Origin of the sequence: Pseudomonas helvetica (assembly GCF_039908645.1) — a bacterium.
Lineage (GTDB): Bacteria > Pseudomonadota > Gammaproteobacteria > Pseudomonadales > Pseudomonadaceae > Aquipseudomonas > Aquipseudomonas helvetica.
The window spans coordinates 4,087,750-4,105,160 of the sequence record NZ_CP150917.1; the positions used below are offsets into that span (position 1 = coordinate 4,087,750).

General features: G+C 58.2%; 16 protein-coding genes. 13 read left to right on the forward strand and 3 right to left on the reverse strand.

Annotation, left to right across the window (positions count from 1 at the left end):
- Positions 1-269 precede the first annotated feature (269 nt).
- The 4 genes from AABM55_RS19000 (at position 270) to AABM55_RS19015 (ending at position 4,315) form a co-directional block, all read left to right on the forward strand.
- Entirely contained in the window at positions 270-1,031 is a 762-nt protein-coding gene (locus tag AABM55_RS19000) for a gamma-glutamyl-gamma-aminobutyrate hydrolase family protein (protein WP_347927321.1), read from the forward strand.
- A 334-nt stretch (positions 1,032-1,365) separates the two neighbouring features.
- On the forward strand, positions 1,366-2,508 hold the full coding sequence (locus AABM55_RS19005; protein ID WP_054598125.1) for an ABC transporter ATP-binding protein: 1,143 nt from the start codon (positions 1,366-1,368) through the stop codon (positions 2,506-2,508).
- A gap of 29 nt (positions 2,509-2,537) precedes the next feature.
- The gene (locus AABM55_RS19010) at positions 2,538-3,419 is read left to right on the forward strand and encodes an ABC transporter permease subunit (RefSeq protein WP_162174759.1); all 882 of its coding nucleotides are present in this window, start codon (positions 2,538-2,540) and stop codon (positions 3,417-3,419) included.
- Positions 3,416-4,315 carry an ABC transporter permease subunit gene (locus AABM55_RS19015; RefSeq protein ID WP_103320239.1) on the forward strand — a complete coding sequence of 300 codons (900 nt, stop codon included), beginning with the start codon at positions 3,416-3,418 and terminating at the stop codon, positions 4,313-4,315. The genes AABM55_RS19010 and AABM55_RS19015 overlap by 4 nt, the downstream gene beginning before the upstream one ends.
- Before the next feature lie 192 nt (positions 4,316-4,507).
- On the opposite strand, the gene AABM55_RS19020 is transcribed toward AABM55_RS19015, so the two are convergent.
- Positions 4,508-5,896 (reverse strand): PLP-dependent aminotransferase family protein, encoded by a 1,389-nt coding sequence (locus AABM55_RS19020; RefSeq protein WP_054598127.1) that lies wholly within the window; start codon positions 5,894-5,896, stop codon positions 4,508-4,510.
- A 352-nt stretch (positions 5,897-6,248) separates the two neighbouring features.
- On the opposite strand from AABM55_RS19020, the gene AABM55_RS19025 reads away from it, so the two are divergent.
- Genes AABM55_RS19025 through glyA form a run of 3 tightly spaced genes read left to right on the forward strand, consistent with a single transcriptional unit; the run spans position 6,249 to position 8,871 of the window.
- On the forward strand, positions 6,249-7,454 hold the full coding sequence (locus AABM55_RS19025) for a benzoate/H(+) symporter BenE family transporter (protein ID WP_054598128.1): 1,206 nt from the start codon (positions 6,249-6,251) through the stop codon (positions 7,452-7,454).
- A gap of 20 nt (positions 7,455-7,474) precedes the next feature.
- A complete protein-coding gene (locus AABM55_RS19030; protein ID WP_158246537.1) occupies positions 7,475-7,621 on the forward strand; it encodes a hypothetical protein in 147 nt (48 codons plus the stop codon).
- An 11-nt stretch (positions 7,622-7,632) separates the two neighbouring features.
- Positions 7,633-8,871, forward strand: a complete 1,239-nt coding sequence (gene glyA / locus AABM55_RS19035; RefSeq protein ID WP_054598129.1) for a serine hydroxymethyltransferase — start codon at positions 7,633-7,635, stop codon at positions 8,869-8,871.
- A 257-nt stretch (positions 8,872-9,128) separates the two neighbouring features.
- On the opposite strand, the gene AABM55_RS19040 is transcribed toward glyA, so the two are convergent.
- On the reverse strand, positions 9,129-9,344 hold the full coding sequence (locus AABM55_RS19040) for a molybdopterin-binding protein (protein ID WP_054598130.1): 216 nt from the start codon (positions 9,342-9,344) through the stop codon (positions 9,129-9,131).
- 205 nt (positions 9,345-9,549) lie between these two features.
- On the opposite strand from AABM55_RS19040, the gene AABM55_RS19045 reads away from it, so the two are divergent.
- Positions 9,550-10,371: an aldo/keto reductase gene (locus tag AABM55_RS19045; protein WP_347927322.1), complete on the forward strand. Its 822-nt coding sequence runs from the start codon at positions 9,550-9,552 to the stop codon at positions 10,369-10,371.
- A gap of 3 nt (positions 10,372-10,374) precedes the next feature.
- Here AABM55_RS19045 and AABM55_RS19050 read toward each other — a convergent pair whose 3' ends face one another.
- Entirely contained in the window at positions 10,375-12,738 is a 2,364-nt protein-coding gene (locus AABM55_RS19050; protein WP_347927323.1) for a DNA polymerase II, read from the reverse strand.
- Positions 12,739-13,341: 603 nt separating this feature from the next.
- On the opposite strand from AABM55_RS19050, the gene AABM55_RS19055 reads away from it, so the two are divergent.
- From AABM55_RS19055 to AABM55_RS19075, 5 genes are all read left to right on the forward strand, one after another.
- A complete protein-coding gene (locus AABM55_RS19055) occupies positions 13,342-13,671 on the forward strand; it encodes a hypothetical protein (protein ID WP_054598133.1) in 330 nt (109 codons plus the stop codon).
- 213 nt (positions 13,672-13,884) lie between these two features.
- Positions 13,885-14,325 carry a CBS domain-containing protein gene (locus AABM55_RS19060; protein WP_054598134.1) on the forward strand — a complete coding sequence of 147 codons (441 nt, stop codon included), beginning with the start codon at positions 13,885-13,887 and terminating at the stop codon, positions 14,323-14,325.
- A gap of 202 nt (positions 14,326-14,527) precedes the next feature.
- Positions 14,528-15,124: a paraquat-inducible protein A gene (locus AABM55_RS19065; protein ID WP_103320248.1), complete on the forward strand. Its 597-nt coding sequence runs from the start codon at positions 14,528-14,530 to the stop codon at positions 15,122-15,124.
- Positions 15,121-15,765: a paraquat-inducible protein A gene (locus tag AABM55_RS19070; protein WP_347927324.1), complete on the forward strand. Its 645-nt coding sequence runs from the start codon at positions 15,121-15,123 to the stop codon at positions 15,763-15,765. The genes AABM55_RS19065 and AABM55_RS19070 overlap by 4 nt, the downstream gene beginning before the upstream one ends.
- On the forward strand, positions 15,746-17,401 hold the full coding sequence (locus tag AABM55_RS19075; protein WP_054598137.1) for an intermembrane transport protein PqiB: 1,656 nt from the start codon (positions 15,746-15,748) through the stop codon (positions 17,399-17,401). The genes AABM55_RS19070 and AABM55_RS19075 overlap by 20 nt, the downstream gene beginning before the upstream one ends.
- The last annotated feature ends 10 nt before the right edge of the window (positions 17,402-17,411 follow it).

Here is a 17,411-nt window from a genome sequence, read left to right on the forward strand (position 1 = left end):
AGCTGTTAATTATTATGTTCACCGCACTTTCACGAGCCCAGTCAATCCGAAAGGCAAAGTGAAGTCAATAGCGAACGAAGCGCCTTTAACGTTGAATTTATTGGCCGACTCAGCCACTCATCGGCCTCTTTAGCGCCTAAAACCCGCGCCAGCCCGGATTCCCGACCGTTTTTGCGTTTAGAATTTTTTACATGAGAGTTGTTAATTAAAATCAACGAGGCTAAGCTCCGGAAAAGCTCGTTCAAGTGTGAAACTTCGAGGTGATAAAAATGGCACTCAAGCCATTGATCGGCGTTACTGCGTGCGTCAAACAGATTGGCCTGCACCCCTACCACGTCAGCGGTGACAAGTACTTGCGTGCTGTCAGCGTCGCGGCTCTGGGGCTGCCGGTGGTCATTCCTTCCTTAGGCGAACTAACCGAGATTGATGAGCTGCTCGCGCATCTCGACGGCTTGTTGCTGACCGGTTCGCCGTCGAATGTGGAGCCCTTCCACTATCAAGGCCCCGCCAGCGCACCCGGCACGGATCACGATCCTGCCCGGGACAGCACCACCCTTCCCTTATTGCGCGCAGCGATTGCCGCCGGTGTTCCGGTACTCGGTATTTGTCGCGGCTTTCAGGAAATGAACGTGGCGTTCGGTGGCAGCTTGCATCAGAAGGTCCACGAATTGCCCGGCATGCTTGATCACCGGGAAGCGGATCATCCGGACCTGGCGGTGCAGTACGCACCGGCTCATGCGGTCAGCGTGCAACCGGGCGGTGTGTTCCAAGCGCTGGAATTGCCGCCGGTGTTCCAGGTCAATTCGATTCACAGCCAAGGCATCGACCGACTTGCTCCCGGCCTGCGCGCCGAAGCCATCGCTCCCGATGGCCTGATCGAAGCGATCTCCGTAGAGCACAGCAAGGCCTTCGCCCTCGGCGTGCAATGGCACCCGGAATGGCAGGTCCTGGCCAACCCTCCCTACTTGAGTATTTTCCAGGCGTTTGGCGACGCATGTCGGCAACGGACGGCGCTGCGTAATACGCGCTGACTGAACACTCGATTAATCCATTTACTGCCCACGTGAGTCGGGCGGGCGCGCCCTTGCGCATCCGTGACTCACGAAAACGACACACCGCAATAACAACAAGTACGACCAGGCAGCCAGGACGGCGGCGCCGAATTAGCCCGACCGACACGGGTAACCCTTGTAGGAGCCGAGCTTGCTCGCGATGAGGCCCTGACAGTCGACATCAACGCTGACTGGCAGGCCGCCATCGCGAGCAAGCTCGGCTCCTACAAGGGCCGTACCCGGTGCGGGTTCGCAATCAACTATTAAGTCAGGCCGTATTGGCCCGACGACTGACACCTGTTGGGAGTTTCACATGGCAAACGCCTCCAGCATTTACAGGAAGGCTCTAGAAGGTAATCAGCAACCGAAAAAGGTTCTGGTGAGAGTCGACCGCGTAACCAAGAAATTTGACGAAACCATTGCCGTAGACGATGTGTCCCTGGACATCCACCAAGGCGAAATCTTCGCCATGCTGGGCGGTTCGGGTTCCGGCAAATCGACACTCCTGCGCATGCTGGCAGGCTTTGAGCGACCGACCGAAGGGCGGATCTACCTCGATGGCGTGGACATCACCGATATGCCGCCGTACGAGCGGCCAATCAACATGATGTTCCAGTCCTACGCGCTGTTCCCGCACATGACCGTGGCGCAGAACATTGCCTTCGGTCTGAAGCAGGACCGTCTGCCCGCCAGTGAAATCGAAGCCCGCGTCGAAGAAATGCTCAAGCTGGTGCACATGACCCAGTACGCCAAGCGCAAGCCGCATCAACTCTCCGGTGGTCAGCGTCAACGTGTGGCACTGGCTCGTTCGCTGGCCAAGCGCCCGAAACTGCTACTGCTCGATGAGCCGATGGGCGCGCTGGACAAAAAGCTGCGTTCGCAGATGCAACTCGAACTGGTGGAAATCATCGAACGCGTCGGCGTGACCTGCGTGATGGTGACTCACGACCAGGAAGAGGCCATGACCATGGCCCAACGCATCGCGATCATGCACCTGGGCTGGATCGCGCAGATCGGTAGTCCGGTCGATATCTATGAAGCGCCAGTCAGTCGCATGGTCTGCGAATTCATCGGCAACGTGAACGCCTTCGACGGCACCGTTGTAGAAGATCTGGAAGGTCACGCGATCATTCACAGCCCGGACCTGGAACAGAAGATCTACGTCGGCCACGGCGTGAGTACCTCGGTACAGGACAAGTCGATTACCTACGCCATCCGCCCGGAAAAAATGCTGGTCAGCACCCTCAAACCCGATACCCGTTACAACTGGTCCCAGGGCAAGGTGCATGACATTGCTTACCTCGGCGGACACTCGGTGTTTTACGTCGAGCTGCCTGGCGGCAAGATCGTGCAGTCGTTCATGGCCAACGCCGAACGCCGTGGCACACGCCCGACATGGGACGATCAGGTCTACGTCTGGTGGGAAGACGACAGCGGCGTGGTACTGCGCGCATGAACACTCTCACTCAGCAGTTTCAGCGGTTTTTGCCGAGCGGCCGTAAAGTCGTGATCGGTATTCCATTCCTGTGGCTGTGCCTGTTCTTCATGCTGCCGTTTTTCCTGGTGATGAAGATCAGTTTTTCCGAAGCAGCCCTGGCCATTCCACCCTACTCCGAGATCTACAGCTTCGCCGAACAGAAATTCCAGCTGCTGTTGAACCTCGGCAACTACGCCATGCTGGGCGACGATGAGCTGTACATCTCGGCTTATCTGGGCTCCTTGAAAATGGCCGCCCTCAGCACGGCGATGTGCCTGGTGATCGGTTTCCCGATGGCCTACGCCATTTCCAAGGCCAGCAAGGAAGCGCAGAACGTCTTGCTGCTGCTGATCATGATGCCGACCTGGACCGCCATCCTGATCCGCGTGTATGCGTGGATGGGCATCCTCAGCAACAACGGTTTGCTCAATGCCTTCTTGCTCTGGACCGGGCTGATTTCAGAGCCGATCGAAATCCTCAACACCAACACCGCGGTCTATATCGGCGTGGTGTATGCGTACCTGCCGTTCATGGTGCTGCCGCTGTACGCCAACCTCGTCAAGCATGACGGCAGTCTGCTGGAAGCCGCATCGGACCTGGGTTCAAGCAACTTCAACAACTTCTGGAAAATCACCGTCCCGCTGGCCAGGAACGGCATCATCGCAGGCTGCATGCTGGTGTTCATTCCGGTGGTCGGTGAGTTCGTGATTCCGGAACTGCTCGGCGGCCCGGAAACCCTGATGATTGGTCGCGTGCTGTGGCAGGAGTTCTTCAACAACCGTGACTGGCCGGTGGCGTCCGCGTTGGCGGTGGTGATGCTGGCGATCCTGATTGTGCCGATCATCCTGTTCAACCGTAGCCAAGCCAAAGAGATGGAGGGACGGGCATGAACCGTTTCGGATTTTCAAGAATGATGCTGGTGCTCGGCCTGCTGTTCATCTATATGCCGATGCTGATCCTGGTGATCTACTCGTTCAACGCCTCGAAACTGGTGACCGTCTGGGGCGGCTGGTCGGTGAAGTGGTACGTCGGCCTGCTGGACAACACTCAACTGATGGGCTCGGTGGTTCGTTCGCTGGAAATTGCCTGCTACACCTCGATTGCGGCGGTCGCGCTGGGGACGCTGGCGGCTTTCGTACTGACCCGAGTCACCCGCTTCAAGGGCCGCACGTTGTTCGGCGGCCTGGTCACCGCGCCGCTGGTGATGCCGGAAGTGATCACCGGTCTGTCGTTGTTGCTGCTGTTCGTGGCGATGGCACAGATGATCGGCTGGCCGCAGGAACGCGGCATCGTCACCATCTGGATCGCCCACACCACGTTCTGCGCCGCGTATGTGGCGGTGGTCGTATCGGCGCGCTTGCGTGAGCTGGACCTGTCCATCGAAGAGGCGGCCATGGACCTCGGTGCCCGGCCATTGAAGGTGTTCTTCCTGATCACCATTCCGATGATCGCGCCGTCGCTGGCCGCCGGCGGCATGATGTCGTTTGCCCTGTCGCTGGACGATCTGGTGCTGGCGAGCTTCGTCTCCGGGCCGGGTTCCACGACCTTGCCGATGGAAGTGTTCTCGGCTGTGCGTCTGGGCGTGAAACCCGAGATCAACGCCGTGGCCAGCCTGATTCTGCTGGCGGTATCGATCGTGACCTTCATGGTCTGGTACTTCAGCCGCAAGGCCGAAGCCACTCGCAAGCGTGCGATCCAGGAAGCCATGGATCAGACCGCCAGCGAATCCTGGAAGCAACCGGCTTCACAACGACCTGCTACCCAACAGATCGGTGCGACGGCTTAACGCCGTCGCGTTTCACCGCGACAGCACTGAATAGATAACGGTGCGCCTTCGGGCGTGTCACGCAATTCCGTTCACGCAGCGCCTTACCACCGCCGCAGTTACACGAACGGCCTCACCTGGCTCCTCGGTTAAGGTGATTTTGGGCGCCCTCGGGCGCCCTTTTTGCTTCCAGGCCAGGCCGCCCTCGTGATCTCAGTAGTAACGTCGCGGGTCGGAATCGATCAGGCTGGTCAGCTTGGTCAGGGCGAAGCGCAATTCGTCCTGGCTGGTGGGCGACATCAGCACCACCCGCACGCAGCGGGTAATCCCGGAACGTTCGGCCTGAAATTGCGTGCCACTGAGCACCAGCACTCCGTGAGTCCGAGCCAGCATGGCGAACTCGTCGCTGGTCCATGGCTCAGGCAGCGTCAACCAGACGTGGTAGGAATACGGCTGGGTCTTGAGCTCGAAATTGGCAAATATTTCCTGGGCAATCGCTTGCCGCCCGGCGGCTTCGTTGCGCTGGATGCGGATCAGGTTTTTGTCGAGGCCTTCGGTAATCACATTGCTGGCCAATTGCGCGGTCAGCGGCGACGGCATCCAGACGCTGCTGCGCACCATCGAGGTCAGGCGCGACAGCAATTTGGGCGGGCTATAGAGATAGCCGATGCGTAGCGCCGGCATCACCGATTTCGACAGGCTGGTCAGGTACACCGAACGATCCGGCGCAAACGCCGACAACGGCTTGATCGACGGATCGGTGGCGAGGAAGCCGTAGATGTCATCGTCCAGGATGATGAAGTCGAACTCTTCGGCCAGTGCCGCAATTTGTGCTCGGCGTTTTTGCGACATGATCGCCGCCGTCGGGTTCTGGCAGGTCGCGACGCAAACCAGCATCGCTGGCCTCTCGCGCAGGCACAGTTCGCGCAGCGCTTCGGGAATGATCCCTTCATCGTCCATCGGCACGCCACGCAGGCGGCGCTCAAGACCATGAGCCAGGGAAATGATGCCGGGGTAGCAAAGTTCTTCGCAGAGCACCAGGTCACCGGCGTTGGTCAGGGCGCTCATCGCGACCATCAAGCCATGCTGGGCACCGGCGGTGATCACCACTTGCTGCCATTGCGCATCGGGCAACGAATGGCGCAACCACTGCGCACCCGCTTCGCGATGAGCCGGGTGACCGCCGTCCGGCGCGTAATCCAGGGTACGGGCGAAGTCGGTGCTCTTGGCCATGCCCACCAACGCACCGCGCAACCAGTATTCCAGGGTTTCGCTGCTGGGCTTGATGATCGACAGATCGAGTAATTCGGATTGCCCCAGGTTCAGCGACGCGGCGCTGTTGCCGGCTGGCAGTTCCAGTTGCTTTTGATTGAGCACATACGTGCCCCGCCCCACTTCCCCCTGCACCAGACGACGTCGATGGGCTTCGCTGTAGGCCCGACTGATGGTGCCCGGCGTGACATTCAAGGTGGTGGCCAGCTCCCGCAGGGTCGGCAGACGATCACCTTCGCTCAGCACGCCGCTGCTGATATCGCGCGCCAACGCATCGGCAATCGACAAATACATCGGCTGGCTGAACTCGCTTAGCTGGGGAACCCACATGAATGTTCACTGCCCATCGTAGAAATGATGAATATCCGAGCATATCACATGGAGGTTAGGCAACTAATCAATCGACTCAATCAGTAAATTGAGTCGATTGACTCAACAATTGAATCGGTATGCATCGCAACCTGAAGATATTTTTTAGAGTATTAATATCCTTATAAATCAATCAATTAAATAACATTCGACCAAAAAACAGGCACTGATAGCAAGAAAACATCTCATAACAGTCTCACCACCCATTGAATCAACTCAATTTAATCAAATACACTCATCTATAATCGAATCAATCGACTCAATCCTCCCCACCTGATCACTGCGCGACTCTGCCGCGCCAAATCGAGACATCATGGACACACTCAAAAAGGATCTATCCCTGTCAGCGGTCATTGCGGGCTTCATCGCGGTGATCATTTCCTATGCCGGCCCTTTGATCATCGTGTTTCAGGCAGCCAAGGAAGCCCATCTGCCCAACGACGTGGTGTCTTCGTGGATCTGGGCCATTTCCATCGGCAGCGGCATTACCGGCCTGTTCCTGAGCTGGCGCCTGCGGATTCCGGTAATCACCGCGTGGTCGACGCCGGGTGCGGCATTGCTGGTATCGATGTTGCCCACCGTTACCCTGCCCCAGGCCATCGGTGCCTATGTCGTGGCGTCGGTAATCATCGCCGTGGTCGGTTTGTCCGGTGCGTTCGACAAACTGATGAGTCGCCTGCCCAAAGCCATCGCTGCCGCCATGCTCGCGGGTATTCTGTTTCGCTTCGGCGCAGAGCTGTTCACCTCGATCAAGCTGCAACCGGCGTTGGTGCTGTCGATGATCGCGACCTATCTGATCTTCAAACGCTTTTCGCCGCGCTACGCGATTCTCTCGGTGCTGATTATCGGTTGCGCCGTGGCCGCCTCGTTCGGTGAACTCAACAGCAGCTCGATCACCATCGCCGTGGCCCACCCGGTCTTCATCGCCCCCGAGTGGAGCTGGCACGCAATCATCAACATCGGTCTGCCACTGGCTCTGGTGACCCTGACCGGCCAGCATGTCCCCGGCATGGCGGTGTTGCGCACTTCGGGCTACAACACCCCGGCGCGCTCGATCATTTCGGTCACCGCGATTGGCTCGATTCTGATGGCCCCGTTCGGCTCCCATGGTTTTAACCTGGCAGCGATTACGGCGGCGATCTGCACCGGCCGCGAAGCCCACGAAGACCGTGACAAACGCTACGTCGCCGGGATTGCCTGCGGGGTGTTCTACATTCTGATGGGCACCTTTGGCGCGACCCTGGCCTCGGTGTTTTCCGCCCTGCCTAAAGAGTTGATTGCCTCCCTCGCCGGCCTGGCCTTGTTCGGTGCAATCAGCGCCGGGTTGACCGGCGCCATGGCGGACGAGAAGCAACGTGAAGCGGCGCTGATCACCTTCCTGGTCACCGCCTCGGGCATGAGTTTCCTCGGTTTGGCCGCCGCTTTCTGGGGTTTGATCTTCGGTCTCGCGGCGCACTTCGTACTGACTTACACCCGGGAAAGCAAAGCCGCCGTCATCGCCGAGGGCAGCCGACCATAACCGCTCGCTACGACTTCATTGTGGTCGGTGGTGGCATCGCCAGCGTGATCCTGATCACCGGCAGCGGCCTGAAAGACACCTCCATTTTTCTATCTGACTCGACCAAAGGCCAATCACGGATGCAGCCGCATCACGCGCTGGCACCGCTGGCCGAAGCGCTTACCTAAGGAATCACACCATGAGCCTGCAGAATTTCGACCCCACCATTGCCCGCTTGATCGACCGCGAACGCAACCGCCAGGAAACCCACCTGGAGCTGATCGCCTCAGAAAACTATGTCAGCGAAGAAGTGCTCCAGGCACAGGGTTCGGTGCTCACCAACAAATATGCCGAAGGCTATCCGGGTAAGCGCTACTACGGCGGCTGCAAGGTCGTCGACGAGATTGAAAACCTGGCCATCGAGCGCGCCCGCAAACTGTTCAATTGTGAATACGTCAACGTCCAACCGCATTCCGGGTCCCAAGCCAACCAAGCAGTGTTTCTGGCAGTGCTCGAACCCGGCGACACGATTTTGGGGATGTCCCTGGCTCATGGCGGGCACTTGACCCATGGCGCGTCAGTGAATTTTTCCGGCAAGTTCTACAAGGCATTTTCCTATGGACTGGAGAAGGAAACGGAGACCCTCGACTACGCCGCAATGGAAGCGCTGGCCCGGGAGCACCGGCCGAAGATGATCATTGCCGGGGCCTCGGCGTATTCCCGAACCATTGATTTCCAGCGCTTTCGCAATATCTGCGATGAAATCGGCGCTTACCTGATGGTCGACATGGCGCACTACGCGGGGCTGATTGCGGCGGACGTATACCCGTCACCGGTCGGCATCGCCGACTTCATCACATCCACCACGCACAAAACCTTGCGTGGCCCGCGCGGCGGTCTGATCCTGGCCAAAGCGCAATACGCTGCGCTGCTGGACAAGACGATTTTCCCGGTTTACCAAGGTGGGCCGCTGATGCACGTCATCGCGGCCAAGGCAGTGGCGTTCAACGAAGCCCTTGGCGATGGGTTCAAGCATTACCAGCAACGGGTGATCAACAACGCCCGGACCATGGCCGACATCCTGACCCGTCGTGGTTTGCGCGTGGTGTCCGGTGGCACCGACTGCCACATGTTCCTGCTCGATCTGCGCTCGATGAACATCACCGGCAAAGATGCCGAAGCGCTGCTGGAAAGCGCCCACATCACGCTAAACAAAAACGCGATTCCCGACGACCCGCAGAAACCGGCAATCACCAGCGGCATCCGCATTGGCACGCCAGCACTGACGACCCGGGGCTTTGGCGAGGCTGAGTGCGCTGAAGTGGCGAACCTGATCGCCGACCTGCTGGAACAACCGAACAACGCGGCGCTGCTGGATAACATCCGGCGCAGGGTGATGCACTTGTGTGAGTGTTTTCCGGTGTATCTGCTGAGTTGATTGCTGGAGGAGTAGACCGAATAGGGAGACTCTAAAAACCGAATGGCGAATTTGGCGCTCCAATGAGGGCAATGACGTCCGCTTAGAAATAAGTGGACGTCATTGCCTTTATCGCTATTGGCGTTTGGTGCAGGTAGATGACTTGGCCGGATGCTTACAATAGTTTCACGAGTATCTGAGTACAGAGAGCAAATGTGGGGGCTTTTGAGAGTTCTGTGGGGGAGCGTGACGCTGAACTCGAAGCTGCCGCCCCCGCGTCAGAGCTTGGCGATCGAGACCTCGGTGGATTTGACGAACGCGATGACCTCGCTGCCCACCACCAACTCGAGATCGCGAATCGAACGTGTGGTAATCACCGAAGTGACAATCCCGGAAGCGGTTTGTACATCGACTTCAGAGACCACCGGCCCTTCCAGGATTTCCTTGACGATGCCTTTGAACTGATTGCGGACGTTGATTGCTTTGATGGTCATGGCTAGGCTTCCTGTCGAAATGGCTACATGAGCACGGCTGTGCATGGCCTTAAAATGCACTTGATTGAACAAAGAACAAAGGAATAAATAACTAGATATTTATTCCTTTTAAATATATGCAATGGAAGGCGTCGAGTGTGCGATAGAACCTCTTGGCTTCGCTGCGGCCCAATTTCTATTCATCAAGTCTCGTCTGGAGGTTGTGATGCGTACACTTGAACTGGCTGGGGTGCCCGTCCCTGTCATTGGTCAGGGCACTTGGCGCATGGGTGAAGATCCGCAACAACGAACCCGTGAAATCGCTGCATTGCGCACCGGCATCGAGCTGGGAATGACCTTGATCGACACCGCAGAAATGTATGCCGAGGGCGGCGCAGAGGAAGTGGTTGGCAAAGCCATTACCGGTGTTCGCGATCAGGTGTTTCTGGTCAGCAAGGTCTACCCGCACAACGCCAGCCAACGCGGTATTCCTCTGGCCTGCGAACGCAGCTTGCGCCGTTTGGGAACCGACTACATCGATCTGTATTTGCTGCACTGGCGCGGCCAGTTCCCGCTCGCAGAGACCGTCGATGCGTTCGAACGCCTGCGCGACGACGGCAAGATTGGCCGTTGGGGCGTGTCCAATTTCGATCTGGCGGACTTGCATGAACTGGGCTCGGACGCCTGCGCGACCAATCAGGTGCTCTACAACCTTGAGGAGCGCGGCATCGAATTCGACCTGCTGCCCTGGTGCCAGCAACAGCGCATGCCGTTAATGGCTTATTGTCCGCTTGCCCAGGCCGGGGGGCTTCTGGTCGAGCCAACACTGAAGCAGATCGCTGCACGCCATAACGTCACTGCGGCCCAGGTGTCACTGGCCTGGATTCTGCGTCAGAACGGCATGATTGCCATCCCCAAAGCGGTACACCCAGAACACGTGCGGTTGAACGCTGCCGCCGGCGAACTGAAGCTCGATGATGAAGATCTTCAGGCATTGGATCGAGCGTTTGGCGCGCCCACTCGCAAACATCGGCTGGCGATGGTCTGAGGCTTAGAACAAGCCCAATTGCCCGCCAATCAGCGTGCTGAAATCATCATCGACAAACGGCAGTATCGCGTCGGCCACCGGCTGCAGCTGGCGGCTGACGTAATGGTCGTAGTCAATCGGCGCGCTGCGGGTTTCCAGCGGTTCGGGTCCCGCCACCGTGATCATGTAACTGATCCAGCCGCCGCGCTGATACTGCAGTGGCCGGCCCAGTCGATCGTTGTATTCGTCGGCCAGGCGTGCGGCCCGCACATGGGGCGGTACGTTGCGTTGATAGTCGTCCAATGGCCGGCGCAGACGCTTGCGGTAGATCAGCAAGTCATCATGCTCACCGGCCAGCGTCGCCCGGACAAACTCGCGAACGTAATCCTGATAAGGCCGACGGTGAAAGATCCGCAGGTAGAGTTCCTGCTGAAATTGCCGGGCCAGCGGCGACCAGTCGGTGCGCACGGTTTCCAGGCCTTTGTAGACCATTTCGTCAGTGCCGTCGGCGCGTGTCACCAGCCCGGCATAGCGCTTCTTGCTGCCCTCTTCTGCGCCGCGAATGGTCGGCATCAGAAACCGTCGAAAGTGCGTTTCGAATTGCAATTCGAGCACGCTATGCAAACCGAACTCCTGCAGCAAATGCTCGCGCCACCATTGGTTGACGTATTCGACCAGAGACCGGCCGATCTGCGCCGCCTCTTCCTGACCATGAGCACGCCGCAGCCAGACGAAAGTCGAGTCGGTGTCGCCATAAATCACCACGTGCCCTTGCGCCTCGATCAGCTGACGAGTCCTGAGCATGATCTCGTGCCCGCGCAAGGTGATCGATGACGCCAGGCGCGTATCGAAAAACCGGCAGCCACTGGAGCCGAGCACGCCATAGAAGGCGTTCATGATGATTTTCAGCGCCTGGGAAAGCGGTGCATTGTGCTCGCGCTTGGCAACTTCCCGGCCTTGCGATACACGGGCGACAATCGCTGGCAGGCAGTGCCGCGTCCGCGAGAAACGTGCACCACGGAAACCCGGCACCGACTCGCTGTCGTCGGGGTGGCGCAAGCCCTCCACCAGCCCCACCGGGTCGATCAAAAAGGTCCGGATGATCGACGGGTACAGGCTCTTGTAGTCGAGCACCAACACCGATTCGTACAACCCCGGTTGCGAGTCCATGACAAACCCGCCGGGACTGGCCTGCGGAGGACGCTCGCCGAGGTTCGGCGCGACAAAGCCCTGACGGTGCATCAACGGCATGTAGAGGTGAGTGAACGCGGCAACCGAACCGCCGCTGCGATCGGCCGGTAAACCGGTGACGCTGGCGCGCTCGAGCAAGAAGGTCAGCAGTTCGGTCTTGTGGAAGATCCGCGTGACCAGCTCGCAATCCTTGAGGTTGTAGCGCGCCAGCGCGGGCTTGTCCTCGGCGAACATGCGGTTGATTTCGTCCATGCGCTGGTACGGATTGTCGATCGACTTACCTTCGCCGAGCAGCGTCTGCGCGACGTTCTCCAGACTGAACGAGGGGAAACTCCAGGTCGCCGAGCGCAGTGACTCGATGCCATCGATGATCAGTCGGCCTGCCGCTGCGGCAAAGAAGTGATTGTTGCCCGAACCGTGTTCGCGCCACTGCATCTCCTCGCCACCGCGCCCCAGGCGCAACGGTACGGCCAGCCGCCGGGCATGCTCGTGCAGCACGCGCAGGTCGAATTGCACCAGGTTCCAGCCGATGATTGCATCGGGGTCGTGGAGCGCAAACCACTCGTTGAGTTTTTTCAGCAACAGGGTTCGTGAGTCGCAGTACTCAAGCGCAAAGTCCACCAACGAGTCATCGCCATTTGGCGCCCCGAGCATGTAGACCTGACGCTGACCACAGCCTTCCAGTGCAATCGAATACAGCTCGCCCTGCTCGGTGGTTTCGATGTCCAGCGAAACCAGCTTCAGCCGTGGGCGATAGCCAGGCGCAGGCTTGAGATGAGCGTCGAACAGTGTGCCGGAGTCGTCCGCCGTTCCCGTGAACGATACCGGCGCGGTGATGAAGCGCTCCATCAGGTAGCGTTCCGGCGGACGAATATCCGCCTCAAACACATCGACACCGGCCCTGCGCAACAGCGTATCGAGGTGCATCAACTGGCGGTGCTGCTGGCAATACAGCCCGAACACCGGCCGATGCTGAAAATCCTGCAACCCCAGCGGGCGAAGCTCGACACCCTGCTCGCCGCGCAACAGCAACTCGGCCTGCTCGCGCTGCTGCTCGGGAATGAACGCCACCGACGGCTGAACCGGCAGCCGGACAAGCCTTGGGCCTTGATCGGTCGCCAACCAGAACTCGACTTGCGTGCCGGCCGGGGTATCGCGCCAATGCCGGGTCAAGACGAAGCCCTGCTGTAAATCCACCACTGCAACCTCGAAGACTATTTCACAGGGTGATTCTACGCGTCATCGGTGCTCACGGCTGCCTTTGCGTTTGCCGCGCAAGTGATTGTAGGACAAGGCTCTAGGCCGACCCTGCGGGCGCCATAGCGTTTTATGTAGTGATTTAAAATATTCACTACAAAACCGTTGACGAGTTGTTTTTCCCCTTGCATGATGCGGACGTCTCCCCGATCGGGAGCATTGGCAAAAGTGTTGTGAAAAAGCTCGACTGACCGCCGAGCTGCTCCCGGATGTGTACTGCCCACAAGGCAGATTGATGAAACTGACCCAGCATGAGCGTCCAGTACAAGGACGAGAAACGCTGGCGATCAATCCTCAAGATGCTTGTGGCCGAGCTGAATAATGTCGGTAACAACGTCCAGGTAATCGCTGTTTCTCCCCGCTGTGCCGTACGTGCGTAGCAGTTTCTCGGCAAGACTACATGCATCCTGCTCAAGGCCCTGCCGATATTCGGCAGACACCCACTGTCGCCCTGGTTTCGGTACCAGATATCAACTTACCGATGCAGAGAAGTGAATTAGCGAACCAACTAGACAGATCAAACACTGGTCAAGGGGCTTACAAATGAATCTGAACAATCAACCGACTATTGATGAACTGGCTCGGATGTTCGCAGCACACAAAGACAGCCATGACAGCCATATCCTGTGGATTGCCGAGTCTGGCCAGGTGCATATCGACTGCCTGTCGCCTCACGCCCATGAAGATGAGTTCGAAAAGAACAAGCATGACTTGCGTGCCCGATTGAAGATGTACCGTCGCGGCCAGGGTTATGTTGGCAAGAAAGCTGCCGCCGACAAAGACTTTGTCGCGCGTGTTCTTGAGACGCTGAATCAGGCGTGGAAGAGTGCACAGGGTCAGTCCGGTGTGTGCGTGATCGATCGCTACTGCTAAGCGAGCGCGCCACGACGCTGATAGCCCGTCCGGGCTATCAGCGACTGCCAAGAGCGAAACCGCACTGCTGATAGCGCAAACTCCCTTCGATGACGCTTTTAGAACCCCTGAATGCCGCTTTGCCCTCTTGCTCTGTTGGCCTGCGTCTATGATTCTGTATAAGCGTCAACGCGCTTGGCGACGCCTGATAAATACAACACCGGAGAGGCCCTCATGAAGACCGTCGCGCAACTGCTCAAGTTAAAGGCCGAACAGAACCAGCAGGTTCATACCATCAACTCGCATCAGATGGTGCTCGAAGCCCTGATGGTCATGGCCGCAAAAAACGTCGGCGCATTGCCGGTACTCAAAGACGGTCGAATAGTTGGCGTGATCAGTGAGCGCGACTATGCGCGCAAACTGGTGCTCAAAGGTCGCTCTTCGGTCGGCACGCCCGTCAGCGACATTATGAACTCGCCAGTGATCACGGTGGACTCCCATCAATCCGTGCAAACCTGCATGAATATCATGACCGACAAGCACCTGCGTCATTTGCCGGTGGTGGAAAACGGTCAACTGCTGGGTTTGCTGTCCATCGGCGACCTCGTCAAGGAAGCCATTGCCGAGCAGGCCGAGCTGATCCAGCAACTGGAGCAGTACATCCGCGGCGAATAACTTCTCTCGCCCATCAACCCAAACCACTGACTGCGCGCTCTCGGTCTTCAAGAACTCGCAGTTGTTGGTTGTGACAGCCGCAAGCTACCAGCGCTTGCCACCCCGTCTTGCCTCAGTCTCGTACATTGGATTTGCTCTATCGCGAGGGGCTTCTATATTCATTTAACGGCCTGTAGCTTCCGACTTCCCCTGAGCGCGAACCATGACCAGGACTGATCATTTGATCATCTGTGAACATTGCGATTGCGTGTATGAAAAAGTGGCGCTCGCCAAACATCAAACTGCCCTGTGCACGCGTTGTGGCGGGGTACTTCAGCGCTACAACGGATTGTCAGTGGAGCAACGCCTGGCCTTGAGCCTGACGGCCGCCGTGCTGTGGATTTTTGCCAACTTCTATCCGGTGATGAGCATCAGCCTCAAAGGCCTGAAAAATAGCGCCACTTTATGGGACTCGGTGCTGGCGCTCAGCCAGGGGCCGATCACCTTCATGGCCATGGTCGCGGCCATCGCCATGATCATCGCACCCATCATTCAACTGCTGTTGCTGGTCTGGGTGTTGAGTTTTGCCCTGGCGGCCAGGCGCTCACCGGCATTCAGGCTGTGCATGCGCTGGCTGGAAACGCTAAGGCCCTGGAGCATGCTTGAGGTTTGCCTACTGGGGGCGCTGGTCTCGGTGTTCAAACTTGCAGGTCTGCTTGATGTGCTACCGGGCATCGGCCTGTTTGCCCTCTCGGTGCTGAGCTTACTGCTGATCCGGATTGCCGGCCGCGATGTTCGCGACCTGTGGGACACCCTATGAACACAGCACCTGAAGCCCGCGATCTCAACCTTTGCCTGTGCCACAGCTGCGGCAATGCCTGTGACATGACCGACCACCCACACGAGTGCGAGCGCTGTGGTGCCCCCTTGCATGCCCGCAAAGCCAACTCATTGACCCGAACCTGGGCCTACCTGCTGGCCTCAATGGTGTTTTACATCCCGGCCAATCTGTTGCCGGTGATGAGCACCAGCATGTTGGGCAGCGACTCTGAAAGCACCATCATCGGCGGCGTGCTGGAGTTCTGGGAGCATGGTGCCTGGGACATTGCGCTGATCATTTTCATCGCCAGTATTGCGGTGCCGGGCATCAAGTTCGTGGCCCTCTCGCTGCTGCTGATCACGGTACAACGCGGCAGCCTCTGGGCTCGCAAAGAGCGTTCAAAACTCTACCGTTTTGTCGAGCTGATCGGCTACTGGTCGATGCTCGATGTGATTGTCGTCGCACTGGTAGCGGCGCTGGTGAAGTTCCAGGCGCTGGGCGATATCGAACCCCGCCAGGGGATACTGTTCTTTGGTCTGGTGGTGGTGTTCACCATGCTCTCGGCAATGAGTTTTGACCCGCGCCTGATTTGGGAAAACCGAAAATCCAAGGAGGTCATGGATGGAGTCGCAAGCCGCTGAGGGACAGCCAGTCCCCGGCCATGCCAACATCAAGACCCGTCGCTGGAGTATTTCGCTGGTATGGATCGTGCCGATCGTCGCAGTGCTGGTCGGGGTGTCCCTGGTGGTGCACAACATACTGCAACAAGGTCCAACCATCATTCTCAACTTCAAGACTGGCGAAGGTCTCATCGCCAACAAGACCGAGGTCAAATACCGCAACGTGGTGATCGGCCATGTCTCCGAGGTCGAATTGAGCGATGACCAGAAGAGCGTCAACGCCACGGTGAAACTCGTCAAACAGGCGGAATCCTTCACCCGCGAAGACTCGAAGTTCTGGGTCGTGCGGCCACGCATTGGTGCCGGCGGCGTGTCTGGATTTGACACGTTGCTCTCGGGCGCCTTTGTCGGTGCCGACGCCGGTCGCGCCGATGCCCGCGCCAAAACCTTCATAGGTCTTGAAGCCCCGCTCCCCCTAACCTTTGGTGAACCGGGCAAGCATTTCATGTTGCACACCCAGGATCTCGGTTCACTGGAAATTGGCTCTCCTGTTTACTTCCGCAAGATCCCGGTGGGGCAAGTGGTCGCCTATACCCTGGATTCGGAGGGCAAGGGGGTGGATATCCAGGTCTTCGTCAAGGCGCCGAACGATGTCTACGTCACTGAAAACACTCGTTTCTGGAACGTCAGCGGTATCGCCATCGATGTGGGCGCCAATGGCTTTGCGTTCAAAACCGAGTCACTGTCAGCCTTGCTGGTGGGCGGAATTACCTTTCGTGCTCCAGACTACAGTCCCAACGACCAACCGGCGGCCGAAAACAGGAGCTTCGAGCTGTTCGACAATCAACAGACCGCCCTTGCCCCACCCAACGGCAAGGCGCAATTCCTGTCGCTGCGTTTCAATCAGGCGTTGCGCGGTTTGAAGGTGGATGCCCCCGTGGAATTCCAGGGACTGGATATCGGCAAGGTGGTCGCGATCAATCTGGACTACGATGAGAAGGCCCACAGTTTCCCCATCAACGTGGGCATCGTGATCTATCCGCAACGTCTGGGCCAGGCCCATATCAAGATGCTGAAGGCCCTGAACTACAACCCCGACGACGAACAGGCGGTTAATCGACTCATGGGCAGCTTTGTCGAAAACGGCCTGCGCGCCCAGGCCCGCAGTGGCAATTTGTTGACCGGACAGCTGTACATTGCACTGGATTTCTTCCCTAAAGCCGAAAAAGTTGCCTTCGACCCCAACGCCCGGCCAATGCGGATACCCACTGTTCCTGCGAGCCTCGAGCAGTTGCAAGAGCAGTTTCAGGCAGTGATCGAAAAGATCAACAAACTGCCGATCGAGCGCATCGCCAACAACCTTGATGACAACCTGACAGAACTGCGTAAAAGCCTCAAACAAGTCAACAGCACGACACTGCCAAGTGTACAGAACACCTTGCAGGACTTGAGTAAAACCCTGCAATCGGCCAGCTCGACCCTCGCCGAAGGCTCGCCACAACGTGAGCAATTGAGTGGAACCCTGGACGAACTCGGGCGCGCATCACGCTCGCTGCGTGAATTGTCAGACTACCTGACTCGTCATCCAGAATCCCTGTTGCGCGGGCGCCCCAAAGGTGCCCCTACACAAGACCTGCAGCCGTCTTCGAGCAACTGACCCAGGAGCA

Bases quoted from the DNA above. Each gene is read 5' to 3' on its own strand.
- AABM55_RS19055 (WP_054598133.1), top strand. From the start codon at position 13,342: ATGAATCTGAACAATCAACCGACTATTGATGAACTGGCTCGGATGTTC.
- AABM55_RS19045 (WP_347927322.1), top strand. From the start codon at position 9,550: ATGCGTACACTTGAACTGGCTGGGGTGCCCGTCCCTGTCATTGGTCAG.
- AABM55_RS19015 (WP_103320239.1), top strand. From the start codon at position 3,416: ATGAACCGTTTCGGATTTTCAAGAATGATGCTGGTGCTCGGCCTGCTG.
- AABM55_RS19005 (WP_054598125.1), top strand. From the start codon at position 1,366: ATGGCAAACGCCTCCAGCATTTACAGGAAGGCTCTAGAAGGTAATCAG.
- AABM55_RS19070 (WP_347927324.1), top strand. From the start codon at position 15,121: ATGAACACAGCACCTGAAGCCCGCGATCTCAACCTTTGCCTGTGCCAC.
- AABM55_RS19065 (WP_103320248.1), top strand. From the start codon at position 14,528: ATGACCAGGACTGATCATTTGATCATCTGTGAACATTGCGATTGCGTG.
- AABM55_RS19000 (WP_347927321.1), top strand. From the start codon at position 270: ATGGCACTCAAGCCATTGATCGGCGTTACTGCGTGCGTCAAACAGATT.
- glyA (WP_054598129.1), top strand. From the start codon at position 7,633: ATGAGCCTGCAGAATTTCGACCCCACCATTGCCCGCTTGATCGACCGC.
- AABM55_RS19040 (WP_054598130.1), bottom strand. From the start codon at position 9,344: ATGACCATCAAAGCAATCAACGTCCGCAATCAGTTCAAAGGCATCGTC.
- AABM55_RS19075 (WP_054598137.1), top strand. From the start codon at position 15,746: ATGGAGTCGCAAGCCGCTGAGGGACAGCCAGTCCCCGGCCATGCCAAC.
- AABM55_RS19020 (WP_054598127.1), bottom strand. From the start codon at position 5,896: ATGTGGGTTCCCCAGCTAAGCGAGTTCAGCCAGCCGATGTATTTGTCG.
- AABM55_RS19025 (WP_054598128.1), top strand. From the start codon at position 6,249: ATGGACACACTCAAAAAGGATCTATCCCTGTCAGCGGTCATTGCGGGC.
- AABM55_RS19060 (WP_054598134.1), top strand. From the start codon at position 13,885: ATGAAGACCGTCGCGCAACTGCTCAAGTTAAAGGCCGAACAGAACCAG.